24 protein-coding genes, 3 pseudogenes and 1 other annotated feature (1 of these 28 cut by a window edge) are annotated in these 25,831 nt (G+C 54.0%); of the genes and pseudogenes, 26 read left to right on the top strand and 1 reads right to left on the bottom strand.

The features are described 5' to 3' along the window. Positions 1-18: 18 nt before the first annotated feature. The 14 genes and pseudogenes from A0V43_RS11310 (at position 19) to uvrC (ending at position 15,202) form a co-directional block, all read left to right on the top strand. Positions 19-996: an electron transfer flavoprotein subunit alpha/FixB family protein gene (locus tag A0V43_RS11310; RefSeq protein ID WP_013144556.1), complete on the top strand. Its 978-nt coding sequence runs from the start codon at positions 19-21 to the stop codon at positions 994-996. A gap of 151 nt (positions 997-1,147) precedes the next feature. Further along, entirely contained in the window at positions 1,148-1,462 is a 315-nt protein-coding gene (trxA, locus tag A0V43_RS11305) for a thioredoxin (protein ID WP_015375556.1), read from the top strand. 235 nt (positions 1,463-1,697) lie between these two features. Next, positions 1,698-2,705 carry a sulfonate ABC transporter substrate-binding protein gene (locus A0V43_RS11300; protein WP_081823191.1) on the top strand — a complete coding sequence of 336 codons (1,008 nt, stop codon included), beginning with the start codon at positions 1,698-1,700 and terminating at the stop codon, positions 2,703-2,705. Positions 2,706-2,853: 148 nt separating this feature from the next. Beyond that, positions 2,854-3,395: pseudogene (ssuE, locus tag A0V43_RS11295) on the top strand (NADPH-dependent FMN reductase). 13 nt (positions 3,396-3,408) lie between these two features. Next, positions 3,409-4,527: an FMNH2-dependent alkanesulfonate monooxygenase gene (ssuD, locus tag A0V43_RS11290; protein ID WP_063193103.1), complete on the top strand. Its 1,119-nt coding sequence runs from the start codon at positions 3,409-3,411 to the stop codon at positions 4,525-4,527. A gap of 141 nt (positions 4,528-4,668) precedes the next feature. Further along, positions 4,669-5,874 carry a hypothetical protein gene (locus tag A0V43_RS11285; protein WP_063193102.1) on the top strand — a complete coding sequence of 402 codons (1,206 nt, stop codon included), beginning with the start codon at positions 4,669-4,671 and terminating at the stop codon, positions 5,872-5,874. Between the two features lie 177 nt (positions 5,875-6,051). Next, positions 6,052-6,996: an NAD-dependent epimerase/dehydratase family protein gene (locus A0V43_RS11280; RefSeq protein ID WP_033025954.1), complete on the top strand. Its 945-nt coding sequence runs from the start codon at positions 6,052-6,054 to the stop codon at positions 6,994-6,996. Then, complete coding sequence (locus A0V43_RS11275; RefSeq protein WP_063193101.1) at positions 6,986-7,915, top strand: lysylphosphatidylglycerol synthase transmembrane domain-containing protein; 930 nt, start codon at positions 6,986-6,988, stop codon at positions 7,913-7,915. Before A0V43_RS11280 ends, A0V43_RS11275 begins: the two co-directional genes overlap by 11 nt. Next, positions 7,912-9,408 carry an alkaline phosphatase family protein gene (locus tag A0V43_RS11270; RefSeq protein ID WP_033025951.1) on the top strand — a complete coding sequence of 499 codons (1,497 nt, stop codon included), beginning with the start codon at positions 7,912-7,914 and terminating at the stop codon, positions 9,406-9,408. The genes A0V43_RS11275 and A0V43_RS11270 overlap by 4 nt, the downstream gene beginning before the upstream one ends. Further along, positions 9,365-10,126 (top strand): glycosyltransferase family 2 protein, encoded by a 762-nt coding sequence (locus A0V43_RS11265; RefSeq protein WP_033025950.1) that lies wholly within the window; start codon positions 9,365-9,367, stop codon positions 10,124-10,126. Before A0V43_RS11270 ends, A0V43_RS11265 begins: the two co-directional genes overlap by 44 nt. A gap of 92 nt (positions 10,127-10,218) precedes the next feature. Beyond that, positions 10,219-10,980, top strand: coding sequence for a hypothetical protein (locus A0V43_RS11260; RefSeq protein WP_063193100.1), 762 nt, complete (start codon positions 10,219-10,221; stop codon positions 10,978-10,980). Positions 10,981-11,005: 25 nt separating this feature from the next. Further along, the gene (locus A0V43_RS11255; protein ID WP_063193099.1) at positions 11,006-11,932 is read left to right on the top strand and encodes an FTR1 family iron permease; all 927 of its coding nucleotides are present in this window, start codon (positions 11,006-11,008) and stop codon (positions 11,930-11,932) included. Between the two features lie 47 nt (positions 11,933-11,979). Beyond that, a pseudogene (locus tag A0V43_RS11250) lies at positions 11,980-13,418 on the top strand (nucleoporin-interacting protein). A gap of 11 nt (positions 13,419-13,429) precedes the next feature. Then, entirely contained in the window at positions 13,430-15,202 is a 1,773-nt protein-coding gene (uvrC, locus tag A0V43_RS11245) for an excinuclease ABC subunit UvrC (RefSeq protein WP_020755563.1), read from the top strand. Positions 15,203-15,250: 48 nt separating this feature from the next. On the opposite strand, the pseudogene A0V43_RS11240 reads toward uvrC, so the two are convergent. Next, a pseudogene (locus A0V43_RS11240) lies at positions 15,251-15,702 on the bottom strand (YslB family protein). 243 nt (positions 15,703-15,945) lie between these two features. On the opposite strand from A0V43_RS11240, the gene A0V43_RS11235 reads away from it, so the two are divergent. From A0V43_RS11235 to ilvE, 12 genes are all read left to right on the top strand, one after another. Then, positions 15,946-16,554 (top strand): succinate dehydrogenase cytochrome b558 subunit, encoded by a 609-nt coding sequence (locus tag A0V43_RS11235; protein WP_011232147.1) that lies wholly within the window; start codon positions 15,946-15,948, stop codon positions 16,552-16,554. 168 nt (positions 16,555-16,722) lie between these two features. Then, positions 16,723-18,480 (top strand): succinate dehydrogenase flavoprotein subunit, encoded by a 1,758-nt coding sequence (sdhA, locus tag A0V43_RS11230; RefSeq protein ID WP_015375539.1) that lies wholly within the window; start codon positions 16,723-16,725, stop codon positions 18,478-18,480. A 1-nt stretch (position 18,481) separates the two neighbouring features. Further along, complete coding sequence (gene sdhB / locus A0V43_RS11225; protein WP_015375538.1) at positions 18,482-19,243, top strand: succinate dehydrogenase iron-sulfur subunit; 762 nt, start codon at positions 18,482-18,484, stop codon at positions 19,241-19,243. Between the two features lie 53 nt (positions 19,244-19,296). Continuing rightward, positions 19,297-19,536, top strand: a complete 240-nt coding sequence (locus tag A0V43_RS11220) for a hypothetical protein (RefSeq protein WP_049626559.1) — start codon at positions 19,297-19,299, stop codon at positions 19,534-19,536. A gap of 105 nt (positions 19,537-19,641) precedes the next feature. Further along, positions 19,642-19,866: a helix-turn-helix domain-containing protein gene (locus A0V43_RS11215; protein WP_020754265.1), complete on the top strand. Its 225-nt coding sequence runs from the start codon at positions 19,642-19,644 to the stop codon at positions 19,864-19,866. Between the two features lie 208 nt (positions 19,867-20,074). Then, positions 20,075-20,518: a MarR family winged helix-turn-helix transcriptional regulator gene (locus A0V43_RS11210; RefSeq protein ID WP_015375537.1), complete on the top strand. Its 444-nt coding sequence runs from the start codon at positions 20,075-20,077 to the stop codon at positions 20,516-20,518. 9 nt (positions 20,519-20,527) lie between these two features. Beyond that, the gene (racE, locus tag A0V43_RS11205) at positions 20,528-21,322 is read left to right on the top strand and encodes a glutamate racemase (RefSeq protein ID WP_011232143.1); all 795 of its coding nucleotides are present in this window, start codon (positions 20,528-20,530) and stop codon (positions 21,320-21,322) included. A gap of 106 nt (positions 21,323-21,428) precedes the next feature. After that, positions 21,429-22,502, top strand: coding sequence for a GerMN domain-containing protein (locus A0V43_RS11200; protein ID WP_063193098.1), 1,074 nt, complete (start codon positions 21,429-21,431; stop codon positions 22,500-22,502). A 151-nt stretch (positions 22,503-22,653) separates the two neighbouring features. Beyond that, positions 22,654-23,424 carry a ribonuclease PH gene (rph, locus tag A0V43_RS11195; protein WP_015375535.1) on the top strand — a complete coding sequence of 257 codons (771 nt, stop codon included), beginning with the start codon at positions 22,654-22,656 and terminating at the stop codon, positions 23,422-23,424. Then, positions 23,421-24,035 carry an XTP/dITP diphosphatase gene (locus tag A0V43_RS11190; protein WP_015375534.1) on the top strand — a complete coding sequence of 205 codons (615 nt, stop codon included), beginning with the start codon at positions 23,421-23,423 and terminating at the stop codon, positions 24,033-24,035. The genes rph and A0V43_RS11190 overlap by 4 nt, the downstream gene beginning before the upstream one ends. Next, positions 24,032-24,538, top strand: a complete 507-nt coding sequence (locus A0V43_RS11185) for a metallophosphoesterase family protein (RefSeq protein ID WP_033004987.1) — start codon at positions 24,032-24,034, stop codon at positions 24,536-24,538. The genes A0V43_RS11190 and A0V43_RS11185 overlap by 4 nt, the downstream gene beginning before the upstream one ends. Before the next feature lie 284 nt (positions 24,539-24,822). Then, entirely contained in the window at positions 24,823-25,722 is a 900-nt protein-coding gene (gene ilvE, locus A0V43_RS11180; RefSeq protein WP_063193097.1) for a branched-chain-amino-acid transaminase, read from the top strand. A gap of 22 nt (positions 25,723-25,744) precedes the next feature. Then, positions 25,745-25,831: a binding site (T-box leader), on the top strand; it runs 180 nt beyond the window's last position.

Genomic DNA, 25,831 nt, shown 5'->3' with positions numbered 1-25,831 from the left:
GGATAGGGGGACTGAAACATGGCACGTAAAGTATTGACCTTAGCAGAAGTGCGGGATGGATCGCTGCGGAACGTTTCGTTTGAAGCCATTGCAGCGGCCAAAACGATCGCCGAAGGCGGGGAAGTCGTCTCGGTGCTCGTCGGCGACCAAGTGCAGGCGCATGCGAACGAACTCATTTACCGCGGTGCCGACCGCGTCGTCGTCATCGAACATCCGAATTTGAAATTTTATACATCAGATGGCTATTCGCAAGCGTTAAAAGCCGTGATTGACAAAGAGCAGCCGGAAGGCATCGTCTTCGGCCATACGGCGCTCGGCAAAGACTTGTCGCCGAAATTGGCCATCAAGCTCGACGCCGGCCTCGTTTCCGACGTCATCGCCGTTGAAGAGGCAGGCGGCAACATCGTCTTTACCCGTCCGATCTACTCCGGCAAGGCGTTTGAAAAGAAAATTGTCACCGATGGCATCATCTTCGCGACCGTGCGTCCGAACAACATCGCGCCGCTTGAGCGCGACGAGTCGCGCACAGGCAGCGTGGAAGCGCTCGCCGTCGAGATTAAAGACTTGCGCGCGATTGTCAAAGAAGTCGTCCGCAAAACGGCGGAAGGCGTCGACTTGACGGAGGCGAAAGTGATCGTCGCCGGCGGCCGCGGCGTCAAAAGCGCCGAAGGCTTCAAGCCGCTCCAAGAGCTCGCCGAAGTGTTGGGCGGCGCGGTCGGCGCCTCGCGCGGAGCGTGCGATGCCGGATACTGCGACTATTCGCTGCAAATCGGGCAAACGGGGAAAGTCGTCACGCCGGATCTGTACATCGCCTGCGGCATCTCAGGCGCCATCCAGCATTTAGCGGGGATGTCCAACTCGAAAGTCATCGTCGCCATTAACAAAGACCCGGAAGCCAACATCTTTAAAGTCGCGGACTACGGCATTGTCGGCGATTTGTTCGAAGTCGTTCCGCTCCTCACCGAAGAGTTCAAAAAACTGAAAGTGCATTCGTAATGAACAACACGGGCGGCTTGATCCGCCCGTTTTTTGACGGATAAATTCCGCGGCAAAAGCGAATAGTAGAAACGAAGCAAAACATTCGCGCAGACTTGCATTCCATGGTATACTTTGCTTGCAGCATTCAAGAAGATGGGAGGGAATCCATATGGCGATTGTCAACGCCACTGACCAAACGTTCGCCGCAGAGACGAAAGACGGCCTCACGCTCGTTGACTTTTGGGCGCCATGGTGCGGACCGTGCCGCATGATCGCTCCGGTGCTGGAAGAGCTTGACCGCGAAATGGGCGACAAAGTGAAAATCGTCAAAGTGAATGTCGATGAAAACCAAGAAACAGCGTCGAAGTTCGGCGTCATGAGCATCCCGACGCTGCTTCTGTTCAAAGATGGCCAACTTGTCGACAAAGCGATCGGCTATCAGCCGAAAGAGGCGCTTGTGGAGTTTGTGAGCAAGCATGCGTAATGTCGATGACCAAAAATCCAGAGGGAGGGACCTCTGGATTTTTTTTGATGGCCTCAAAAAATGATTGACAACAGGAAGCATTTTCTTTATATTAATAACCAATAATTCATATCGGTTATATAGGAATTATACATTTTTTATTCATAGTTTTTCTATAGTTATAGTTTATTTTTGGGGGGTGATGCCGCTTCGCTTTATTCCGTTGCGAATTAGATGAGGAAAACGAGGAGGGACAATGATGGATCAATGGTTAAAACAGAAGAAAGCACTATGGATGCTGGCCATCGTCTTTTTGTTATGGATGGGCTCCGGATGCGACGCACATAGCGGGAAGGAAGACAAAGGATCTGCTTCGTCGCAAAAAGGGGAAGCAAGCGAGGTCATTCGCATCGGCTATCAAAAATATGGCACGCTCAATATGCTAAAAGCGCGCGGGAATTTGGAAAAACGATTGAAAAAGTTGGGGTATACGGTGCAATGGTCGCTGTTTCCCGGTGGGCCCCAACTGCTTGAGGCGATGAACGCGGGCAGCTTGGATTTTGGCCATACAGGTGAAGCGCCGCCTGTATTTGCCCAAGCAGCTGGAACACCGCTTTTATACGTGGCGACCACGCCGCCGAATCCGGCTGCTGAAGCGATTTTAGTCCCCAAAAATTCGCCAATTCGCACGATCGCGGACTTGAAAGGGAAAAAAGTGGCGTTGAACAAAGGATCGAACGTTCACTATTTGCTTGTCCAGGCGTTGGAAAAAGCAGGATTGAAACTTTCTGACATCCAGCCCGTTTATTTGCCTCCCGCAGACGCGCGCGCTGCTTTTGAGCAAGGAAGCGTCGATGCGTGGGTCATTTGGGATCCGTTCTTGGCTGATGCCGAAGTGAACGGCGGTGCGCGCATTTTGATGGATGCGAAAGGACTTCCCAAACAATATGGATTTATTGTAGGACGGAATGGGTATGTGAAGCAGTATGCAGATGTAGCGAAGACGGTCATTGCACAACTGAATAAAGTTCATCAAGAAATCCACTCCTCTCCCGATGAAGCCGCCAAACTATTGGCTAAAGAAACGAAAATTGGCGAAGAGATTTGGAAACGGACGTTGAGCCGAAGAGGATATGGGGTGTTTCCGCTGACGAAGGAGGTGGTCGACGCCCAGCAACGCATTGCGGATCGTTTTTATGAGGCCGGGGTGATTCCAAAACGGGTCAAAGTGGAAGACGCTGTGGTCGTCATAAAGGGACAATAAGGAAATCCTGTAACATTCACACTTCATCAATACAAGCTGTTCCACTAAAAATGATAGGGCATTGTGAAAAGCCGAATTCCCCTTGAACAACGCTCTTTCAAGGGGATGTTAAGGACAGCGGGGCATAAAAGAATGTGGGGGAAAACAAATGACAACGGTGGCCATTATTTCTGGAAGTCCGTCGCGCGCCTCGAAAACGAATCGAGTGGCCGAATGGGTGAGCGAGCAATTGCAACGGATCGGCCATACGGTATATTTCATCCGATTGCGCGATTTGCCGGCGGAAGATTTGCTTTATGCGCATTCATCAAGCGATTCGATTGTGAAAACACATGATTGGATCCGCCAGTCACGAGTGGTGGTTGTACTAAGTCCAGTGTATAAGGGAAGTTACACCGGCATTTTAAAAGCGTATTTGGATTTGCTGCCGGAAAAGGCGTTTGCTGGGAAGCTAGTTGTGCCGATTGTTACGGGGGGACCATTGCTCATCTGTTGGCTCTCGAATACGCGCTCAAACCCATTTTCTCCATTTTGGGAGCGCGGGAAATCTTGCATGGCGTCTTTATTTTGGATTGGACATTGGGGCATGATGACGAAGGCCGCCTCGTGTTTTCGGACGACTTGTTGTCGAGGATGGAAGAGGTGATTCATTCCATTTCCCATGGCTCTGAAAAAACGATCATGAGATAAGGAGGAAAACAATATGAAAGTCCTTTGGTTTATTCCTTCTCATGGCGACGGACGGTATTTAGGGACGGCAAAAGGCGGCCGCTCGCCGGAATACAGCTATTTCAAACAAGTGGCCCAAGCGGCTGATCGATTGGGATACGAAGGGGTGCTCATTCCAACGGGGAAATCGTGCGAAGATCCATGGCTGTTGGCGGCAGCGCTGGCAGCGGAAACGAGGCGATTGCGTTTTCTTGTCGCTGTTCGCCCAGGATTGATGACGCCAACATTGGCGGCGCGCATGGCCTCCACGTTCGATCGCATTTCCGATGGCCGGCTGCTTGTGAATGTCGTCACCGGCGGCGACCCCGTTGAGTTGGCGGGGGATGGGCTGTTTTTGTCGCATGACGAACGGTATGAAGCGACGGACGAGTTTTTGACGATTTGGCGCCGATTGCTGGAAGGAGAAGAAGTGACGTTTGCAGGAAAGCACGTGTCAGTCAAAGGGGCGAAATTGTTGTTCCCGGCTGTGCAAAAACCGTATCCGCGCCTCTTTTTCGGCGGATCGTCGGATGCCGGCCAACAGGTTGCCGCCCGCCATGCGGACGTCTACTTGACTTGGGGGGAGCCGCCTAGACAGGTGAAAGAAAAAATAGAACGGGTAAGGGAACTCGCTCGCCAAGAAGGGAGAGAAATCGAATTTGGCATTCGTCTCCACATCATTGTTCGCGAAACAGAAAAAGAAGCGTGGGAAGCGGCAGAGCGATTGATTCAGTATGTAGATGACCGGACGATTGAAGAGGCGCAGCGGGTGTTTTCCCGTTATGACTCTGTCGGGCAGCAACGGATGCGCGAGCTGCACAGGGGGAGGAAAGAGTCGTTGGAGATCAGCCCAAACCTTTGGGCGGGGATTGGGCTCGTTCGCGGCGGCGCGGGCACCGCGCTTGTCGGTGATCCGGAAACAGTGGCTGAACGTCTCCGTGAATACGAGCAAATCGGCATCCGTTACTTCATTTTATCAGGTTATCCGCATTTGGAAGAGGCGTATCGCGTGGCGGAATTGTTATTCCCGTTGTTGTCATTGGGTGTTCCTTCTTCTTCCATTCGCGGCGAGGTAGTGGGTCACGAGTTTTTTCCAAATGTGATTAAGGTGTGATCGGTTCTAAAAAAGGGGGATGCGCTGCAAAAGAGCATCCATCCTTTTTTATTTTTGATTGACTTTGAAATTCATGTTCTTTTATAATCGTGCTTGTGTGATATTGATTATCATTTTTAATGGTCATATGGGGGATCGATCATGTCATGGAAATGGAAGTGGCTCGCCGTGTTCGCCGCCGCGGCGCTGGCGCTTGGTGCGTGCGGCCAGAGCAAGCAGACAGCGGGAACAGAAAAAGAAAGCAACAACCAAACGGCTGTGGAAAAACAAGAAAAGCCGAAAGAGGAAGAGAAGGCGGAGAATGAGAAAGAAGAAACGGAAGTCGATTATGCCGCCGCCTTCAGCGAAGCGCTTGCCGAGCTTGAGAAAGCGAAGCAAGGCGGGACGGTCGACTTCGGCAAAGTGGAGAGCATCTACAAAGAAAAGCTGCAGCCGCTTGTGCAAAAACGCGACGCGGAATTCGAAGATACGCTTGACCAGCATATTACCACCGCGTTGACGGCCGGCAAAGACGGGTCGCTTGAGCCGCTGGTCGTCAAGCAAATTTTCGATAAGCTGATGCAAAAAGTGTTTTACACGACGATCAAACATGAGTTTACCGAAGCGGAAGAACATTGGGCCAATAAGGAAGAAGTGAAGGAAGAGCTTGAGGAAGCGAAAGCATTTTATGCGATTTTGCAGTCGACCGTGGAAAAGCGCGATGCAGCGTATGGCACAAAACTCGTAGATGCCATTAGCGGCGCGTTCGCGCAAATGGAGCAAGCGGTGCAAAGCGATGATGCGCTCTCATTCGCCCTCGGAAAACAAGTCATCGATAAAACGCTGATGAAAACGTTCTACCTGGCGAGCGGAGCGCTGCCGCACGGCTATGCGGCGAAGGCGGCGGCCGCGGCGAAAGAAAATGCCGAAGAAGCGAAAGTGGAACAGGCGGAAGGCTGGGCGTTTTATCAGTCCGTCTATCCGTATATGAAACGGCATGCGGCCGAGGAAGCCGATTATATTTTGAAACAGTTCGATTTGCAGACGGACGTCAAAACACTCGACCCGAAAGCAGTAAACCACGCGTTCGTGCGCGGGTGGGCGAAAGTGGCGCTTCACGAATATGAAGAAAGCAAAGAAAATTGGGGGCAAGACAAGTCGGTGATCACCGCCTTAGAAGGCGCGCTCTTTATTAACATGATCGAAAATGATATCAAAACGCTGCTCGGCGACAAGGCGTACAGCACGTTGAACGATCAGGCGGCGCGCTACTTGGAAGCAGCAAAGGCGAAAAACAAAGCCGAAGCTGACAAATGGCTGCCGCAAATTGAAGCTGCGCTGCAGCAAGTAGTGGAAAAGGCGAAATAATGATGAAGGAGGGTGTCCCCAAGGACGCCCTTTTTTTCACAAACGCCCCTTCGGCTTGTCGCGGCTGAGAATGCGCTTTGGCGGATGCTTTTCGCTTTTGCCTGCAATCCGCGACTTTCGCCGGCCGCTATGGTAAGATGCTTAATGGACAGTGAATTTGATAATGGGGTGACGACTGTGAAAGTAGTGGTGACAGGGGGAGCGGGGTTTATCGGCAGCCACCTCGCGGCCCATCTCAGCGAGCAAGGATATGACGTAATAGCCGTCGACTGCTTTCATCCGTACTATTCGGCTGAGCGGAAAGAGCGGCAGTTTCAGGCGCTCACCGGCGGGCGGGTGCCGCTTGCCCGCTTCGATTTGCTCGACCGGGAACAAACGATGCGCTGGTTTGCCCAATGCCGCCCGGATGTCGTCTATCATTTGGCGGCGCTGCCGGGCGTGCCGCATTCGCTTGAACAGCCGCTCGCCTATATTGACTATGACATTAAAGCGACGGTGAACGTATTGGCGGCGGCGGGGGAAGCGGGAGTCAGCCATGTGCTGTTTGCTTCGTCGTCATCCGTCTATGGCGACCGCGGCAACGTGCCGCTGAAAGAAGAAATGGCTGATGGCCGCGTCGTGTCGCCGTATGCGGCCGCGAAATACGGAGCGGAATCGTTTTGTCATGCCTATGCCCATTTGTATGGCTACCAAATGACGATGTTCCGCTATTTCACCGTTTACGGGCCGTGGGGGCGTCCGGATATGGCGATCGGCACGTTTTTGCGCCGATTGTTGGTGGGCGAGGAGATTGTCGTGTATGGCAAGGGGACGGCGCGCGATTATACGTACATCGATGATATTGTCGCCGGCATGGCCGCGGCGCTTCACCGCAGCGGCGGGCGAAGCGAAGTGTTCAACTTGGGCGCCGGGGCGCCCGTCACCATGGAGCAGCTGCTCGCTGAGTTGCGGAAGCACTTTTCCGATATGAAAATCGTGCACGCGCCGGAGCGGAAAGGCGATGTGAAAGCGACATGGGCGGACATTACGAAGGCGGAAAAGGCGTTTGGTTACCGGCCGAACGTGCCGTTTGCCGAAGGGCTCGCCCGCACGGTGGCGTGGGCGCGCGAACATGAGCGGTAGGGCGGCCAAGGCGGGGCTCCAGGTTGCCGGAGCGGCCATGGTTGTTCTGTTTGGTTGGATGACGTATCGCTATTTTGACGGCCGTGCGTTGCTTCGGCATCTCGCCGGGCTGGCCCGCCATCCGGCGGATATGGCTGCCGCCGTTTTCGTGTATGGCGCGTCCTTTTGGCTGCGGGCATGGGCATGGAAGCAATATGTCGGGAAACCGATCGCCTTTGCCGTCTATTGGCGTGGGGTGTTGCTCAGCTTGTTGATCAATCATCTCGTCCCCGTCAAAATGGGCGATGCCGCCCGCGTCGCTGTGCTTGCCCGCCAGCCGGGTGTTTCCGCCGCTGAGGCGATCGAGTCGGTTGCGGTCATGCGGTTATTGGACATGGCGGTGCTGGGCGGATTGACTGTCATTGGGATGTATGCGTACATGCATTACATTCCCCGCCTTCCGCTCTTGACAGCGGCCGTTGCGGCTGGGTTCGGGCTGACCGCAATCGTGTTTCACCGTCCGCTCCGCCTCGAACGGTTATGGCGCCGATGGCGGACGGTGTTGCAGGGCCGCCGCGGTCTGGGGATCGCTGCGGCCGTGGCGGCGAGCTGGTTGTGTGAAGCGGTCGTCATTGGCGTGATCGCGAAAGCAGTCGGCATCCCGCTTTCCTTTGGACAGGCGGTGTGGGCAAACAGCGCGGCTGTTTCCGGCCAGATCGCCCAAGTCGCCCCCGGCGGGATCGGAACGTATGAGGCGGTGATGGCGTTTGCGTTGACCCGGCTCGGCGCACCATGGGAGAAAGCGTATGCGGCGGCAGTGTTGACCCATGCGTTTAAGTTTTTGTTTTCTTACGCCGCCGGGGCCATGGTATTGTTGCTTTGGCGGTCCGACTGGCAAGCGGTGCGGAGCGTACGGAGAAAGGAAAGGGAGAGGCGATGAAAGAAGCGTCACGATTCGAAAAAATGGCGGCGCGCTGCTGGAATTTGCTGAATGAAGGAAAGCCGTTTACGCCGATTTTTGTCGCGGGAACGATGACGATCTACCATGCCGCTGATTGGATGGGCGGCTCATGGGGATGGATGCTTGGTCTGGCGGCGGCGCTGCCGCTGTTTGTCATCTACTATGTCTATGATTATCCGCTGTTTTTGCGCAATTATTTATGGATTCCTTACGTTGTGTTTCTCATCGTTTGGTCGTTTGCTGATGCGGCGCTGCTGCTGTTGGCGTCGGGGCTTTACTTTTTCTTTACCGTCTTTTTTTGGGGAACGCTCTATTACCATTTGCGCATCGGCACGTCATGGTGGAATTTCACCCGCTTTTGGAAGCTCGTGCTGAAAAACAGCGATTCGACGAGCGGCAACGCTCAAGAGCAGCTGCCGAAAGTCTTTCTCCTTTTATCTGTTTGGGAATATGCGTCGATCCAAGTGGAACGAGGGGCGGATTTGGCGCCGCTGTGTGGGGCGCTTTGGCTGTTTGCTGCTTTGGTGTGGCTGTTTTCATGGATTTTGCATCGGAATTTGTTCGACTGGCAGCCCGAGATCATTCCGACTTATACGAACAATGTGCCGAGTCCAACCGTGCCGATCAGTGACAAAGTGTATGTCATCGTGATTGATGGGATGCGCAAAGACCGGTTTGAAGCGGCCAACGCCCCGTTTTTGAAACGGCTGCGCGCGCAAGGGACGGAATTTGCGCAAATGGAGACCGTGTACCCGGCGCGTACGGTCGTTTGCTTTACATCGATGTTGACGGGCACGTATCCGTTTGAGCACGGGATTCGCTCGAATATGGTATGGAAGCTCGGAGCGAAAGTGGAAACGATCTTTGACTCGCTCCGCAAAGTAGGGAAAACAGGCCGCTTGCTTGGCATCGCCCATTTGGTCGATTCGTTTGGAGATGATGTCGAAACGGTGACAGCCGTCATGCCGAACGACCTCGCCGACCGCTATATTATCGAGCGGGCGAAACGAATTGTTGAAGAACAAGATCCAGGCTTGCTTATCGTGCAGCTGATCGCCACCGACCAGACCGGCCATAGCCGCGGGGTGCTGTATGACGAGTATATTGAAAAAATTGAAGAAGCCGATGCGCTGATCGCCGAGTTTGTCGCCTGGCTTGAGGAGCGAGGCGAGCTTGAGCGCGCGACGCTGATCGTCTGCGCCGACCATGGCCAAGCGGATGGCATCGGCGGCCACGGCCATCTCGATGAAGGGGAGCGGTATGTGCCGTTTTTCATGTACGGTCCGGCGATTGAGGCAGGGAAACGGGTTGATGAGAAAAGAAGCCTCGTCTCGCTGGCGCCGACGATCGCCTATTTGCTTGGCGCGCCGTATCCAAGCCATAGCCGCGGCCCTGTTTTGATCGAAGCGATGCGGAAGGAGGAGAGTGATGAAGAAGCAGCACGTCATCGTTTTTTTGCCGGCGCACAATGAGGAAGGGGCGATTGGGGACGTGATTCGCCGCATTCCGCGTCATTTCCATCCCGATGTAGAGGTCAGCGTCTTGGTCATTGATGACGGGTCGACCGACCGGACTGCTGAAGCGGCGCAAGAAGCGGGAGCCGATTACATTTGCCGCTGGCCGGAAAACCGCGGCCTCGGGGCGGCGGTGCGGCGAGGGCTCAAAGAGTGTGTCCGTCTTGGCGCGGATATCGGCGTGATGATCGATGCCGATAACGAATATCCGCCGGAACAAATTCCTGACCTTTTGGCGCCGATTTTCGCCGGTGAGGCCGACTATACGATCGGCTCGCGCTTCCTTGGCACGATTCGCGGCATGAAATGGCACCGACGCCTCGGGAATTATTTGTTCACGTGGCTGCAGTCGCTCCTGCTCGGCCAGCGGCTGTACGACGGGCAATCCGGCATGCGCGCGTTTTCCCGCCAAGCGATGGAAGAGGCGGAAATCATCCACGATTACAATTACGCCCAAGTGTTGACGCTCAACTTAGTGCGCAAAGGGTTTCGACTAAAGGAAGTGCCGATCCGCTACCAAGTGCGGACGACCGGCCGTTCGTTCATCAAGTTCACCGCCTATATGACCGCGGTCATCCCGGCCATCTGGAAGGAAATGCGCCGCCCGGTAACAAAAGCGGTCATTGACCGAAAAGCGCATCTGCTTTCTTTGGAGCGGGAGCGCCATTGTTCGTGAGGCGGCCGCCTTGGGCCGCCGGCCATTTTTCCAATATTGACAATGATGGTGATAATGATTATCATTGATCTTGATGGAGGGGGATCAGAAACGTGAAAACATCCCGTTTCTTTTTTTACATAGCAGTGATCATTATTCTCAATCTCATTCCGCTGAAAGCGTTCGCCTATTCGTATGGAGATCCGAACAAAGAAGCGGTTGCTGAGGCGTATAAAGAGATGAAAGAAAAGTTGAACGAGCAGCCGCCGAACTTTGTCGCAGCGAAGGAAATTTTCGGAACCATAAAAGAAGAAATCGACATGCACATGGGGCCTGAGCCGTCCAAGGCGGTGCTTGCAGCCATCGAAGCGAAGGACCGCCAGGGGGTGATCAAGGACATGGAAAACATTTTAGTGCTCAATATCGCCCGCCGGTTGGACAATATTGAGGCGAACTTTGATCAGTACGACACGAGCAAGCGGCTGTTGGCGAAGGCGTTTGCGACGTATGAGGCGCTGTCGCCGATCATCCAAGGGAAAGACCCTGCGCTTGACAAACAGCTGCGCACCGAGTTTGACAAGGCGCTTCAGTCGCTTGGCAACCCGGGGCTGTTTGGCGTCGGCGAGAAAAAATCAGACATCGAAACGTTCAAGAAAAGCAAGGAAACCATTTTATCGGCGTTGCAAAAGCAATTTGGCCTCAAAAGCCTAAAAGTCGGCCATTTTTCGGAAAGCGCCACGGAAAAGCCGGATGCAGTGCAAAAGAAAGAGTGGACCGATTTGTCCGAGGCCAAAAACTGGATTCCGCTCATCGTCATCGCTGTGGTGATCATCGGGACTGTCTTGATTTACGCACGTCGCCGGAAGCGTGCTTAGTCTAAACTGAATGGGAGGCGGGGGCATGGAAGTTCAAGCGCTGCTTATCACGTTTCGTGAAGCGCTGGAAGCGCTGCTGATTGTCGGCATCATCACGTCGTATTTGAAACGGGTCGGTCACCGTGAATACACGAAATATGTATGGCTTGGCGCCGCTCTTGCTGTGGCGGCGAGCGTCGGCGTCGCCATGTTGTTTCAGCTCGTCTTTACCGGTTTTGCGGCAATGGGAAGCGAGACGTATTTGAAAATCGGCATCATGGTCATTTCCGCGTTGCTCTTGACGCAAATGGTGTTCTGGATGGCCGAACATAGTCGGGACATGAAAAAAAGCGTGGAAGGGAAAATGGATCAGTTTGTCACCGCCGGCAATGTCGCCGGCATGGTCATCCACTCGTTTTTGGTCGTGCTGCGCGAAGGAGTGGAAACGGTCTTCTTCTTCGCCGCGATTACGCACGGCAACATCGGCGCGGCGATGCAAGGCTGGGGAGCGGCGACCGGGGTCGTCATTGCCGCTTTTGTCAGCTACTTCTTCTTTAAAGGGACGATGCGCATTCCGTTGAAGACGTTCTTTAAAGTGACTGGCGCGTTTATCGTCCTAATTGCCGCCGGACTGCTCGTGCAAGCCATTTCGATGATGCAGGACATCGGCCTCATCGGCAGCGTCATGCCGCACGTATACGATTTGACGTGGCTGCTTCCGGAACATCCGATCGATTACGAACATTACGTGCGCGACCATGGCGTCGCCCCTGTCTTTTCCGGCGAAGTCGGCGTCTTTTTAAAAGCGCTGTTCGGTTATTCTTCAATGCCGTCGCTTGAAGAAGTGTTGGCCTATATCGGCTACTTCGTCGTCGTGTATTTGTTGGTGGCGAGCCGCCGCGGTCAAAAGAAGGCCGTGGTTGAGAAGCCGGCGGTTGCCTCGTTGAAGGAACAAGCCAAAAACGTCATGTAACGTACAAGGACGCTGCGCCTTGTACGTTTTCTTTGGAGGGAAACACGGTGGACAAACGGTTGGGCGATCGCTTTTGGATGAGCTTTGGTGTCGGAATGGCTGCTTTGTTGGCCGGCGCCGGTTTGTATGGGGCGAGCCCGTATGCGGCCTCGTGGGACGAAGTTGACTTTGCGCGGGCGCTGGAACGCTATGATTTATTGGCCATGCAGCCGCATTTCCCGGGCTATCCGTATTTGATTCTTGGCGGCATGGCAGTGCACGTTCTGGTCGCCAATCCGGCCAAAGCGCTTTCGATCTTGAATGTGCTCGTGTTGTTTTCCGCCGCCTTTCCCATCGTTTGGCTGCTCGCTCGCCATATGCCGCGTTCAGCGGCGCTATGGGCGGCGCTTTCGGTGCTTTCTTCAAGCTACGTGCTCCTTGCCGCCGCCAGACCGATGTCGGACGGCGCGGCGCTTGGCGTGCTTTGGTGGTACATATGGGCGGTGGAATGGGCGCGGCGGCGAACAACATGGATGGCGCAGCTTTGGCCGTCCGCGTTGTTTAGCATCCTCATGGGCATCCGTTTGTCTTATGCCCCGTTTGCTGCTGCGTTGTTGATCCTTTGGCATGAAGACTGGAAAACGCACCGCCGCCTCGGCCGCGTGGCGGCATCGCTGTTGGCGGCGGCCGCCTTTCAATTTGTTTGGGTGGCGGCGGTCGCGGCGACGGAAGGCGGCCTTTGGCCGTTTTTTAAGCTTGGCTGGGCGTTTGTCGTCGGTCATTTCAGCGACTGGGGGGAACGGCGGCGGCGAGCCCGCTTCCATTTTGGGAGCGGGTGCGCCGCTTTGTCCTTGACAACTTTCTTTGGACCGGCATGGCCAGCCGAAATGCTTGGCTGCTGGCTGCCTATGCAGTGGTCGGCGCCATCGCCTGGCGCACTGGGCCGTTTCGGCTGCCGCGCCCGCTTGTCGTTTCCGCGTTGCTATATGCTTTGTGGGCGCTTTTCGGACAAAACATTGACAAGCCGCGTCATCTCCTTCCGCTCGTTCACATTGCGCTCGTTTTCGTGTGGGGGCGCGTATTGGCTGCACCGCGATCATGGAAGCATGTGTTGGCGGCGGCGGTTGTGCTGCTGCAGGCTGCAATCGGCATCGGGCAGCTGCGCGAGCAGGCAAAGACGCCGCCGGCAGTGTATCAGCTTGCGGACGATTTGCGTGACAAATGGCAGCCGTTTGTGGTATATACGTGGGAAGAGACGCGCGTCCTAGACTATTTGAACGTGCCCTTTCCACATAAAGACGTGCTCCATTTTTCCTTCTTTTTGCAAGACAAAGAAAACTACCGCCATGCTGCGATATATATGACCAATCACGTTGTCCAAGGGTTCGAGGCTCAAGGGATCGATGTTTCCCGCCATGTGCGCAAAGTGAAAACGTATCGTTCCAGTCTGCTTGCTGATCCGGTGTATGGGACGATTACGCTGTACGAATGGGTGGATGGAGAGTGAGGTGATGGCCAATGAACGAGCGGCTGAAAGAAAAGCTGGCCGTGCTGCCGGAACAGCCGGGTTGCTATTTGATGAAAGACAAACACGGAACGGTCATTTACGTCGGCAAGGCGAAGTCGCTGAAAGCGCGCGTCCGCTCGTATTTCACCGGGACGCATGACGGCAAGACGCAGCGGCTTGTTGAGGAGATCGCCGATTTCGAATACATCGTCACCTCGTCAAACGCCGAGGCGCTCATTTTGGAGATGAATTTGATCAAAAAGCATGATCCGAAATACAACGTCATGCTGAAAGATGATAAAAGCTACCCGTTTATTAAAATCACCGCGGAAAAGCATCCGCGCCTGCTGATCACCCGCAAAGTGAAAAAAGACGGGGGCAAATATTTCGGCCCGTATCCAAACGTGCAGGCGGCGAACGAAACGAAAAAGCTGCTCGACCGCTTATATCCGCTCCGCAAATGTTCGACGCTGCCTTCGCGCGCCTGTTTGTATTACCATATGGGCCAATGCCTCGCCCCGTGCGTCCACCCGGTGTCGGACGAACAAAATAAGGCGATGGTTGAACAAATCGTCCGCTTTTTAAACGGCGGGTATGAAGACGTGAAGCGGGAGTTGGCCGAGAAAATGCACGAGGCGGCGGAAGCGCTCGAGTTTGAACGGGCTAAAGAATACCGCGATCAAATCGCAGCGATTGAGATGACGATGGAAAAGCAAAAAATGATGCTCAACGACTTCATCGACCGCGATGTATTCGGCTATGCGTACGACAAAGGCTGGATGTGCGTGCAAGTGTTTTTCCTCCGCCAAGGAAAGCTGATTGAGCGCGACGTGTCGATCTTCCCGCTTTACCAAGACCCGGATGAGGAAATGCTGACGTTTTTGGGTCAGTTTTATGCGAAAGCGCATCATTTGAAGCCAAAAGAAGTCGTCCTCCCGTCCGACATTGACGGCGAGCTCGCCCGCGAATTGCTCGGCGTTGCCGTCGTCCAGCCGAAAAAAGGGAAGAAAAAAGAGCTTGTGGAGCTGGCGAGCAAAAACGCGGCCATTGCTCTGAAAGAAAAATTTTATTTCATCGAGCGGGACGAAGAACGGACGATCAAAGCGGTCGAACGTCTCGGAGAGCGTCTTGGCATTCCGGCGCCGCGCCGCATCGAGGCGTTTGACAACTCGAACATTTACGGGGCCGATCCGGTCTCGGCGCTCGTCGTTTTCCTCGATGGCAAGCCGGCGAAAAAAGAATACCGGAAATATAAGGTGAAAACGGTCGCGGGGCCGAACGATTATGAAACGATGCGCGAAGTCGTGCGCCGCCGCTATACGCGCGTGTTGAAAGAAGGATTGCCGCTTCCCGATTTGATCATCATCGACGGCGGCAAAGGCCACTTGTCGGCGGTGCGGGATGTGCTCGAAAACGAACTTGGACTGGATGTGCCGCTGGCTGGATTGGCGAAAGACGAAAAACATCGCACATCAGAGCTTTTGGCCGGCGACCCGCCGGATGTCGTGCCGCTTGACCGGCAAAGCCAAGAGTTTTATTTATTGCAGCGCATCCAGGATGAAGTGCATCGGTTTGCCGTTATGTTTCACCGAAAGACGCGGCAGAAAACGATGTTCCATTCCGTGCTTGATGACATTCCCGGCGTTGGGGAAAAGCGGAAAAAAGCGCTGTTAAACTATTTCGGATCAGTCAAAAAGATGAAAGAGGCGACCGTTGATGAGCTGCAGCGGGCGAACATTCCACGGGCGGTGGCGGAGAAAATCTATGAAAAACTGCATGAATAATGGCTGAACGGACGCCCGTTTTGCGAGCGGACGCCCGTTCTTTGCATGTCATTCGATCGCCTGCTTCCGATCCCATTTCACCAAAATGCGCGCTTTGCCGTCCCGCTTTGGCGGCAGTTCGACCGCTTCGGTGACGAACCGCTTTTGTTGTTCGATTTGCTGGGCGAGAAATCCCGCCTCAAGCTGGAACGAGCAGCTGCCGTACAAGGAAAAGCGGGCGGCGATGATGGGGCCCGACAGCTCGATATAGAGTTCGTCGTTTCGCTCTTCGCCGGTTGATAGCTCCCCCAGCCCGCCCGTTCAAAAAATACGGCGACGTCATCGAGCGTTCCGAGCGGGTAGCGCCGCGCCAGCTGTTTGCCGGCCCAGTACAGCAGCGAAGCGGCATCTTTGCCAAGCAGCTCGGGAAGAAGCGAATGGCGAAGCAGCTCAGCCCCGAAGGCGGAAAGCGCAATCGACCCAAACATTTGATATTGGTCCTCTAATGGTGGCTGTTTCATCGTTTTCCCCTCTTTCTATCCATTTCCCCATTATAGCTGAATTGCTGCCGGAGTGCATCCTCTTTCCTAAGGTGGCGCAACTATGAGAATGTTTGAACATTTTGTGTCAGTGTTTTCTTGACGCTTGTACAATGTGGGAGTACAATGAATGTGACAAGCGAATAGGGGAATGGAAGACGTTTCCGTTTCCGCATGGCGAGCGAGAGGGACATATTTTTTATTCAATTGAAGGGGGTTTACATAATGGCAGGGAATCGCGAGTTTTACTATCGCCGGCTCCATTCGCTGCTGGGGGTTGTTCCCGTCGGCATCTTTTTAGTGCAGCACTTGGTCGTCAACCATTTTGCGACCCGTGGGCCGGAAGCGTTTAACCGGGCGGCGGCGTTTATGGAAAACTTGCCGTTCCGCTATTTTCTTGAAATTTTTGTTATTTTTCTTCCATTGTTGTTCCACGCTGTATACGGCATTTATATCGCGTTTACAGCCAAATTCAACACTCGCCAGTACGGCTATTTCCGCAACTGGATGTTCATGCTTCAGCGGATCACCGGCATCATTACATTGATTTTTGTCGTCTGGCATGTGTATGAAACGCGGGTGCAGGCTGCATTCGGCGCCGAAGTGAACTACGACATGATGGCCAACATTGTCGACAATCCGTTTATGCTCGGATTTTATATTGTTGGAATCTTGTCCACGGTCTTTCACTTCGCCAACGGCTTATGGTCGTTCTGCGTCAGCTGGGGGTTGACGGTGTCCCCTCGTTCGCAGCAAGTATTTACGTACATTACGATGATCATTTTCATCGCGCTTTCCATTGTCGGCATTCGCGCCATCTTGGCGTTTGCGTAAGACAAGCGTTCCATTCCTAAGGAATGATTCGACGATGAACTGCTGCGTTGGCTCGTGACAAACGCGCTCTAGCCGTTCGCCGAACGATCGCTTGGTCGATGGCGGGCCGGCAAGGCAAAACGTGCGGCATGCAAGCAAAAGCAGCAATCTATTAGGGAGTGAGTAGCTATGAAAAAAGGGAAAATCATCGTTGTTGGCGGTGGGTTGGCCGGTTTGATGGCCACGATTAAAATCGCCGAAGCAGGAGTGCCTGTCGAACTGTTTTCGCTCGTTCCGGTAAAGCGTTCTCACTCCGTCTGTGCCCAAGGCGGCATTAACGGAGCGGTCAACACGAAAGGGGAAGGCGACTCGCCGTGGGAGCATTTTGACGACACCGTCTATGGCGGGGACTTCTTGGCGAATCAGCCTCCAGTCAAAGCGATGTGTGAAGCGGCGCCGGGGATCATTTACATGCTCGATCGGATGGGCGTCATGTTCAACCGGACGCCGGAAGGGTTGCTTGATTTCCGTCGTTTCGGGGGGACGCAGCATCACCGGACCGCCTATGCTGGAGCCACGACCGGGCAGCAAATTTTGTATGCACTTGATGAACAGGTGCGCCGCCATGAAGTGGCCGGGCTCGTCACGAAGTACGAGCATTGGGAGTTTTTAGGCGTCGTTTTGGATGACGAGCAAATTTGCCGCGGCATCGTCGCACAAGATTTGCGGTCCATGGAAATCAAAGCGTTTCCAGCCGATGCCGTCATTTTGGCGACCGGCGGCCCGGGGATCATTTTTGGGAAATCGACGAACTCGGTCATCAACACTGGTTCAGCGGCTTCGATCGCCTATCAGCAAGGCGTTTACTACGCGAACGGCGAGTTCATCCAAATTCACCCGACCGCGATCCCAGGCGATGACAAGCTTCGGTTGATGAGCGAATCGGCGCGCGGGGAAGGCGGACGCATTTGGACGTATAAGGACGGGAAACCGTGGTACTTCCTTGAGGAAAAATATCCGGCTTACGGAAACTTGGTGCCGCGCGACATCGCCGCCCGGGAAATTTTCCACGTCTGCGTCGATTTGAAGCTCGGCATCAACGGCGAAAACATGGTGTATTTGGATTTGTCACATAAAGATCCGAAAGAGTTGGATGTCAAGCTCGGCGGCATTATCGAAATTTACGAGAAGTTCATGGGCGAAGACCCGCGCAAAGTGCCAATGAAGGTGTTCCCGGCCGTTCACTACTCGATGGGCGGCTTATGGGTCGACTATGACCAAATGACGAACATCAAAGGGTTGTTTGCTGCCGGCGAGTGCGATTATTCGATTCACGGCGCGAACCGCCTCGGGGCAAACTCGCTTCTGTCGGCGATTTACGGCGGAATGGTCGCCGGCCCGAACGCCGTCCGCTACATCCGCGGTCTCGAGAAATCGGCCGATGCGATGCCGTCGACGTTATACGACAGCTATGTGAAACGGGAGCAAGAAAAGTGGGAAAACATTTTGGCGATGGACGGCACGGAAAACGCCTACGTGCTGCATAAAGAGCTCGGTGAATGGATGACGGCAAACGTGACGATCGTCCGCTACAACGACCGGCTGCTGAAGACCGATGAGAAAATTCAAGAGCTGATGGAGCGGTATAAAAACATCAGCGTCACCGATACGTCGAGATGGAGCAACCAAGGAGCGACGTTTATCCGCCAGCTGTACAACATGCTGCAGCTCGCCCGCGTCATTACGCTTGGCGCTTACTATCGCAATGAAAGCCGCGGCGCGCACTACAAGCCGGAGTTTCCGGAGCGCAACGACGAAGAATGGCTGAAAACGACGATGGCCCGCTACACGCCAGACGGTCCGGCGTTCCATTATGAAGACGTTGACGTCTCGTTGATTAAACCGCGCAAGCGCGACTACAGCAAAAAGAAAGAGGAAGTGAAGTAAGATGAGCGAGAACAAAACGGTTCGATTCATCATCACCCGTCAAGATCGTCCGGATTCTGCTCCGTATGAAGAGGAGTTTGTCATTCCGTACCGCCCGAACATGAACGTCATTTCGGCGCTCATGGAAATTCGCCGCAATCCGGTCAACGCCAAAGGGGAAAAAACGACGCCGGTCGCTTGGGAAATGAACTGTCTGGAAGAAGTATGCGGAGCCTGTTCGATGGTCATTAACGGCAAACCGCGCCAGGCGTGCGCCGCACTCATTGACAAACTCGAGCAGCCGATCCGCCTTGAGCCGATGCGCACATTCCCTGTCATCCGCGACTTGGTCATCGACCGGAGCCGGATGTTTGATGCGTTGAAGCGAGTGAAAGCATGGATTCCGATCGACGGAACGTACGACTTGGGCCCGGGGCCGCGCATGCCGGAGCGGAAGCGGCAATGGGCGTACGAGCTGTCCAAATGCATGACGTGCGGCGTCTGCCTGGAAGCGTGCCCGAACGTCAACAGCAAGTCGAACTTTATCGGCCCGGCGCCGCTGTCGCAAGTGCGGCTGTTTAACGCCCATCCGACCGGGGCGATGCATAAAGCCGAACGGTTGCGGGCGATTATGGGCGACGGCGGACTGGCCAACTGCGGCAACTCGCAAAACTGCGTGCAATCGTGCCCGAAGGGCATTCCGTTGACGACATCGATCGCGGCGTTAAACCGCGAAACGACGATTCAAATGTTCCGCGATTTCTTTGGCAGCGACGAAGTGTAGCGGCAGAATCAAAATCCCCTTCATTCGAACAGACATGAGGGGGATTTTTTGTTTTGCTGGACAAGCGGCAGCCAACCGTCTCCGGCGAATCGAAAGATAAAGAAGAAAAGGCTCTTCATCACAAAGTGTACTTGAAAAAGAAAGACGATCATGATAAAGAAAAACCAAAACAGCATTTTTTCCTTTTTATACCACACATCTCTTTGAACAACATTGCTATCATGTTTGTCTTTAAAAGTCAAGTACATCTTTTGGTGATGAACCGAAAAAAAAAAGACCCATTTTTCTATTAGATAAGCAAATTTTCGTCACCGCCGTTCTTGCTCTCACATACGATATGGCGAGGAAATACCCATCCGGCAGTTCGGGCCCATTGAGAGCAAGGAGGGTTACAACCGTTGAAGGACAAATCGTTTCAATCGAAGCCGCTTTTGACAAAAAGAGAAAAAGAAGTCTTCGAATTGCTCGTGCAAGACAAGACGACGAAAGAGATCGCCCAAGAGCTGTTTATCAGCGAGAAAACGGTCCGCAACCATATTTCGAATGCGATGCAAAAGCTTGGGGTCAAGGGGCGCTCGCAAGCTGTCATTGAATTGCTTCGAATGGGCGAACTTGAACTATAAACGATGCCGGCTTTCCTTGTTGGACAGCCGGCTGTTATGTTCCCTTGCGGCCGGACGAGGCTTGGCGCCCGTCCGGCCTTCGTCCGCGGCGGCCGCCGCATTTTTTTGTTGATTATCTTTGCCGGTGTTGTAAAATGAAAAGTAAGAATAGCTGTCGACGCAAGCCGCCGTTTGAGGCTGGCCGCGGAAACGATCAAGGAGAGATGGTATGCCGTCTGCGATGAATGAACAAACGGTCGCCGAGTTGGAAAAATTGCTTCGCTATATCGCCGCCAATTTGAAACAGCGCGGCCGTGAAATTTTAACCAACTATCCGATCACCCCACCGCAATTTGTCGCCCTGCAGTGGCTGCTTGAAGAAGGGGACTTGACGGTCGGCGAGTTATCGAACAAAATGTATTTGGCGTGCAGCACGACGACCGACTTGGTCGACCGTATGGAGCGGAACGGACTTGTCGCCAGAGTCCGCGATGAACACGACCGCCGCGTCGTCCGCATTCACTTGTTGGAAAAAGGCGAGCGCATCATTGAGGAAGTGATTGAAAAACGCCAGAGAGATTTAGCTAAAGTGTTGGAAAATTTTTCTGAAGAGGAAATCGTTCTCTTTGAGCGTTGTTTGCGCAAATTGCATCAAGAAATGACGAAAGAATGAGGCGATCACTTGGAAAGAGCAATTGGTGTCATTGACTCAGGAGTCGGCGGTTTGACCGTCGCCAAAGAAATTATGAGGCAGCTGCCGAAAGAACAAATTATTTACTTAGGCGACACCGCCCGTTGCCCGTATGGGCCGCGGCCGGTGGAAGAAGTCCGGCGATTTACGTGGCAAATGATTGATTACTTGCGGCAATATCCGTTGAAAATGCTTGTTATCGCCTGCAACACCGCGACGGCGGTCGCGCTTGACGACGTGCGGGCGAAGCTTGACATTCCTGTGCTTGGCGTTATTCATCCCGGCGCTCGCGCCGCCCTGAAAGCGACTAGGCGCGGGCACATCGGCGTCATCGGCACGATTGGCACGATCCGAAGCCGGGCGTATGAAAAGGCGCTTCAATCCATCAATCCGCGCGTCCAAGTCGAGAGCTTGGCCTGTCCGAAATTCGTTCCGCTTGTGGAAAGCGGCGACTTTGAAGGGCAGGAGGCGATGGCGATCGTCGCCGAATCGCTCGCTCCGCTCCGTCCGCTGCCGATCGATGTGCTGATTTTAGGCTGCACGCATTATCCGTTGCTCGCGCCGCTCATTCGCACGTATATGGGCAAACGCGTGAAGCTCATTTGCTCGGGCGGTGAGACGGCTCGTGAAGTGAGCGCGATTTTGCACCACAGCCAGCTCCTTTACACCGGCGAGCGCGAACCGGAGCATTTGTTTTTCACGACCGGGCCGAAAGAGCTGTTTGAAAAGATTTCCGGGAAGTGGTTTGGCAAGCCGATCGGCACGGTCGAAGCGATTCGGCTGTAACCAACAAATCCTTTAGCGTCCATGCGCTAAAGGATTTTTTTTTATTCTATTTTGGAAAACGGCTCGTATACATAGTAGTACAAACTACGAGTAGGAGGGAACGTCAATGAAACGGACGACTCACATATGGGCGGCGCCGCTGCTCGCCTCGCTGTTGTTGCTTGGCGGCTGCGGTTTGTTTGGGCGAGATGAGGCGGTGAAGGAGATCGATCCGCCGCAAGAGACGAGTTATGTCAAAGACGGCCAAGCGCTTCAGGAAGCGACGGAAAGCCAAAAGGAAGGGAAAGAGGAAGCGAAGGCCACCGAGACGGTGAAAAGAGAGCTGTACTTGATTGACAAAAACGGCTTTGTCGTGCCGCAAACAGTGGAATTGCCGAAAACGCAGGCCGTGGCGAAACAAGTACTCGAATATTTGGTTGAAGACGGACCCGTGTCAGAAATGTTACCGAACGGCTTCCGCGCGGTTATTCCGGCCGGAACGACGGTGCTTGGCACAAAATTGGAAAAAGACGGAACGTTGATCGCTGACTTTTCGCCGGAATTTAAAAACTATAAGCCGGAGGACGAAAAACGAATTTTGCAGTCCATTACGTGGACATTGACGCAATTTGACAATATCAAGCGCGTCAAAATCCGCATCAACGGCTACGATCAAAATGTGATGCCGGTCAATAAAACGCCGATCCAAGATGGGGTAAGCCGCGCCGATGGCATCAATATGGAAGCGAACGGCGTGCCAGACATTACGAATACGCATCCGGTCACCGTTTATTTTGTCGCCCAACAAGGGAACAGCACATACTATGTGCCGGTGACACGGCGTGTGTCCAATAAGGAGAAAGATGATATTGCCGCGGCCGTCAACGAACTGATTCAAGGACCAGAGCAAGGGAGCGGGCTTGTCGGCGTCTTTCAGCCGGACGCGAAGCTTGTCGATGCCCCGAAATACGAGGATGGCAAAGTGACGCTCAACTTTAACGAAGGCATTTATGGAAGCAACAAGAAAAATGTCATTTCCGACGTCGTGTTGAATTCTCTCGTTTTGTCGCTCACGGAGCAAAAAGGAGTCGAAAGCGTGGCGATCACCGTCAATGGCAAAGCCAATCTTGTCACGGAAGATGGCAAGCCGCTCACCAAACCGGTCGCTCGGCCGCAAAACGTCAATACCGGGACATTTTAACCGGTTGGTGCTGACTGGCTGGAAACGAATAGGACGTTATGGTATAACAAAGAGGTGGAAACGTATTCCGCCTCTTTCTTTTTTTCGCTAGGCGGAAAGAAATGCGGCGTCTGGCATTCCGTTGAAGATGGAGAAAAGGAGGACTCAGTTGATGAGAGCGGACGGACGAAGCAGTTGCGAGCTGCGCCCTGTACATATACACCCGCATTACATGAAGCACGCTGAAGGGTCGGTGCTCATTGAAATCGGCGACACGAAAGTCATTTGCACGGCGACGGTCGAAGAGAAAGTGCCGTCGTTTATGCGCGGCGGCGGCAAAGGATGGATTACGGCCGAATATGGGATGCTGCCGCGGGCGACAGAGCAGCGGAATGTGAGGGAAGCGAGCAAAGGAAAAGTGTCGGGGCGGACGATGGAAATTCAGCGCTTAATCGGCCGCGCGCTTCGCTCGGTTGTTGATCTTGAACAGCTTGGCGAGCGGACCATTTGGATCGATTGCGACGTCATTCAGGCGGATGGCGGAACGCGGACGGCGTCGATCACTGGTGCGTATGTGGCGCTTGTGTTGGCGCTTGCCAGACTGGTGGAAGAAGGGAAGCTCGAGGCGCTTCCGATCCGCGATTTTCTCGCCGCTACCTCGGTCGGCATCGATCCGGAGCATGGGGTGATTCTTGATTTAGATTACAACGAGGATGCGCGGGCGAAAGTGGATATGAACGTCGTCATGACCGGAGCCGGTCAATTTGTTGAGATTCAAGGAACCGGAGAGGAAGCGGTTTTTTCGCGCGCCGAGCTTGATGAATTGCTTGAAGCGGCGCAAATCGGCATCGAGCAGCTCATCGCCGTTCAGCGCCGCGCATTGGGCGAGTGGGCGGCGCGCATCGGCGAAAAAAAAGAAGCGGCAGAGGAGGACACAGAGTGAAGGAGATCGTCATCGCGACCAAAAACGCTGGCAAAGTGCGCGAGTTCGCCGCTTTGTTTGCCAAGCGGGGCGTCGAAGTGAAATCGTTGCTTGACTTTCCGGACGCTCCGGATGTCGCAGAAACGGGAAGCACGTTTGCGGACAATGCCGTGCTCAAAGCAGAAGCGGCGTCGCGGCGTCTAAAGCGGCCGGTGATCGCCGATGATTCCGGGCTCGTGGTCGATGCGCTCGGCGGCCGGCCGGGCGTTCATTCGGCCCGTTATGCCGGGGAAGATAAAAACGATGCACGCAACATCGCCAAGCTGCTTCGCGAGCTTGACGGGGTGCCGATGGAGCAGCGCACGGCTCGTTTTCATTGCGCGCTCGCCGTCGCGATCCCAGGGCGGCCGACCGCCGTTGTCGAAGCGACATGCGATGGTTATATCGCCGAAGTGCCGCGTGGGGAGGGGGGCTTTGGCTATGATCCAATCTTTTACCTTCCGGAGTGGGGAAAAACGATGGCGGAGCTTGCGCCGGAGGAAAAAAATCAAATCAGTCATCGCGCCAAGGCGCTGACGAAGCTCGATGAGCAGTGGGAGGAGATCGTCGGTGGAAAGGGGCGGACGGAATGAAGGCGGTGATTGTGAGCGACAGCCATGGGCTGACTGCCGAACTTGCTGAAATTGTCAACCGTCATCGCCATGAAGCGGATTTGTTTATCCATTGCGGTGACTCGGAGTTGGAGGTGGGGGCGGACGAGATCGCCCCGTTTGCCGTCGTGCGCGGCAACTGCGATTTCGCCGCGTTTCCTGCTGAGCGCATCGAAGAGGCAGGCGGCGTTCGGTTGTTTGTCACCCACGGCCATTTATATGGGGTGAAAACGTCGCTTTTGCGTTTATCCTATCGCGCGCAAGAAACAGGGGCTCACGTCGTTTGTTTCGGCCACTCGCATTTGGCCGGCGCCGAGCAAATGGATGGGCGGTTGTTCATCAACCCCGGCAGCATTGCTTTGCCGCGCGGAAGAAAAGAAAAAACGTACGCGGTGTTGACCATCGGCGGCGGGCGCGTGCATGTCCAATTTTATGAAGTGAATGGGCAGCCCGTTTCCGGAATGGAACGAACCTTTTCGATCTAAGCGGACAAAACGTCCGCTATTTTTTGTTTTTCGTCTTTGGCCGTTAGAGCGCGTCCGCTTTCTATGAGCCGCCAAGAAAGAAAAAATTTTTGAATCGGCAAAACCCTGATTCTATCATAATGTAAGCGCATTCAAATAGTTTGACCAATCGGAATTTTCGAAAAACGTTATTGACGGCGCAAAGGTTTCGGATTATTATAATTTTCAAATAAGAGAAACGACTCAATACAATGATCAAGCCGTTTAAAGCAACTGCTGACTGATCAAGGAAGAGGGGAACCGAAGTGGGCGAACAATGGATCTTTTTAAACGGAGAATTTGTGACAAAAGAAAACGCCAAAATTTCCGTGTATGACCATGGATTTTTGTATGGCGACGGGGTATTTGAAGGCATTCGCGTCTATAGCGGCAACGTATTCCGCCTCGAAGAACATATAGATCGGCTATACAATTCCGCGAAGTCGATTTTGCTCGACATTCCGTATACGAAGGACGAAATGATCGGCCATGTGCTTGAAACTGTCCGCCGCAACGGCTATCAGGATGCATACATTCGCTTAGTCGTTTCGCGCGGGGTCGGCGATTTGGGCCTTGACCCGTACAAATGCAAAACGCCGCAAATCGTGATTATCGTCGAGCCGCTCGCGCTCTTCCCGAAGCATTTATATGAAACCGGCATCGAAGTGGTGACAGTGGCGACGCGCCGCAACCGCTCTGATGTATTGAGCCCGAAAGTCAAATCGCTCAACTACCTAAACAATGTGCTTGTCAAAATCGAGGCGCATTTGGCGAACGTAAGCGAAGCGCTGATCTTAAACGATCAAGGCTATGTCGCGGAAGGTTCGGGAGACAATGTTTTCATCATCAAAAACGGCGTCATTTACACGCCGCCTGGGTATGTCGGGGCGCTTGAAGGCATTACGCGCCAAGCGATCATCGAAATCGCGGAGGATCTCGGCTATACGGTGAAAGAGGAGCCGTTCACCCGCCATGACGTCTATGTCGCGGATGAAGTGTTTTTGACGGGGACGGCGGCCGAAGTCATTTCGGTCATTAAAGTCGATGGCCGGACGATCGGCGACGGGGCGCCGGGACCGCATACGAAGCGGCTGCTTGAAGAATTCCGCCGCCGCGTGGTCGTCGAAGGAGTAAAGGTGTATCCGACGAACGCCAATGTCGGTTGATCGTCCATGACAAGTGGATAGCGAAAAAGCGTTGACGAGGATAAGTAGTCAGCGGGGCCAACATCCACAGAGAGCCGGGGGAGCTGCGAACCGGTGATGTTGCCGCTTG

The sequence above is a fragment of the Geobacillus sp. JS12 genome, from assembly GCF_001592395.1.
Classification (GTDB): domain Bacteria; phylum Bacillota; class Bacilli; order Bacillales; family Anoxybacillaceae; genus Geobacillus; species Geobacillus zalihae.
The sequence above is the reverse complement of the archived record's forward strand: the minus strand, read 5'-3'. Positions and strand labels throughout refer to the sequence as shown.

What these genes read in the sequence shown, in the direction of transcription:
- sdhA (WP_015375539.1), top strand. Translation starts at nt 16,723, where the DNA reads ATGAAAAAAGGGAAAATCATCGTTGTTGGCGGTGGGTTGGCCGGTTTG.
- A0V43_RS11235 (WP_011232147.1), top strand. Translation starts at nt 15,946, where the DNA reads ATGGCAGGGAATCGCGAGTTTTACTATCGCCGGCTCCATTCGCTGCTG.
- uvrC (WP_020755563.1), top strand. Translation starts at nt 13,430, where the DNA reads ATGAACGAGCGGCTGAAAGAAAAGCTGGCCGTGCTGCCGGAACAGCCG.
- trxA (WP_015375556.1), top strand. Translation starts at nt 1,148, where the DNA reads ATGGCGATTGTCAACGCCACTGACCAAACGTTCGCCGCAGAGACGAAA.
- rph (WP_015375535.1), top strand. Translation starts at nt 22,654, where the DNA reads ATGAGAGCGGACGGACGAAGCAGTTGCGAGCTGCGCCCTGTACATATA.
- A0V43_RS11300 (WP_081823191.1), top strand. Translation starts at nt 1,698, where the DNA reads ATGATGGATCAATGGTTAAAACAGAAGAAAGCACTATGGATGCTGGCC.
- A0V43_RS11270 (WP_033025951.1), top strand. Translation starts at nt 7,912, where the DNA reads ATGAAAGAAGCGTCACGATTCGAAAAAATGGCGGCGCGCTGCTGGAAT.
- A0V43_RS11210 (WP_015375537.1), top strand. Translation starts at nt 20,075, where the DNA reads ATGCCGTCTGCGATGAATGAACAAACGGTCGCCGAGTTGGAAAAATTG.
- A0V43_RS11200 (WP_063193098.1), top strand. Translation starts at nt 21,429, where the DNA reads ATGAAACGGACGACTCACATATGGGCGGCGCCGCTGCTCGCCTCGCTG.
- sdhB (WP_015375538.1), top strand. Translation starts at nt 18,482, where the DNA reads ATGAGCGAGAACAAAACGGTTCGATTCATCATCACCCGTCAAGATCGT.
- A0V43_RS11275 (WP_063193101.1), top strand. Translation starts at nt 6,986, where the DNA reads ATGAGCGGTAGGGCGGCCAAGGCGGGGCTCCAGGTTGCCGGAGCGGCC.
- A0V43_RS11265 (WP_033025950.1), top strand. Translation starts at nt 9,365, where the DNA reads ATGAAGAAGCAGCACGTCATCGTTTTTTTGCCGGCGCACAATGAGGAA.
- ssuD (WP_063193103.1), top strand. Translation starts at nt 3,409, where the DNA reads ATGAAAGTCCTTTGGTTTATTCCTTCTCATGGCGACGGACGGTATTTA.
- A0V43_RS11255 (WP_063193099.1), top strand. Translation starts at nt 11,006, where the DNA reads ATGGAAGTTCAAGCGCTGCTTATCACGTTTCGTGAAGCGCTGGAAGCG.
- A0V43_RS11185 (WP_033004987.1), top strand. Translation starts at nt 24,032, where the DNA reads ATGAAGGCGGTGATTGTGAGCGACAGCCATGGGCTGACTGCCGAACTT.
- A0V43_RS11285 (WP_063193102.1), top strand. Translation starts at nt 4,669, where the DNA reads ATGTCATGGAAATGGAAGTGGCTCGCCGTGTTCGCCGCCGCGGCGCTG.
- A0V43_RS11310 (WP_013144556.1), top strand. Translation starts at nt 19, where the DNA reads ATGGCACGTAAAGTATTGACCTTAGCAGAAGTGCGGGATGGATCGCTG.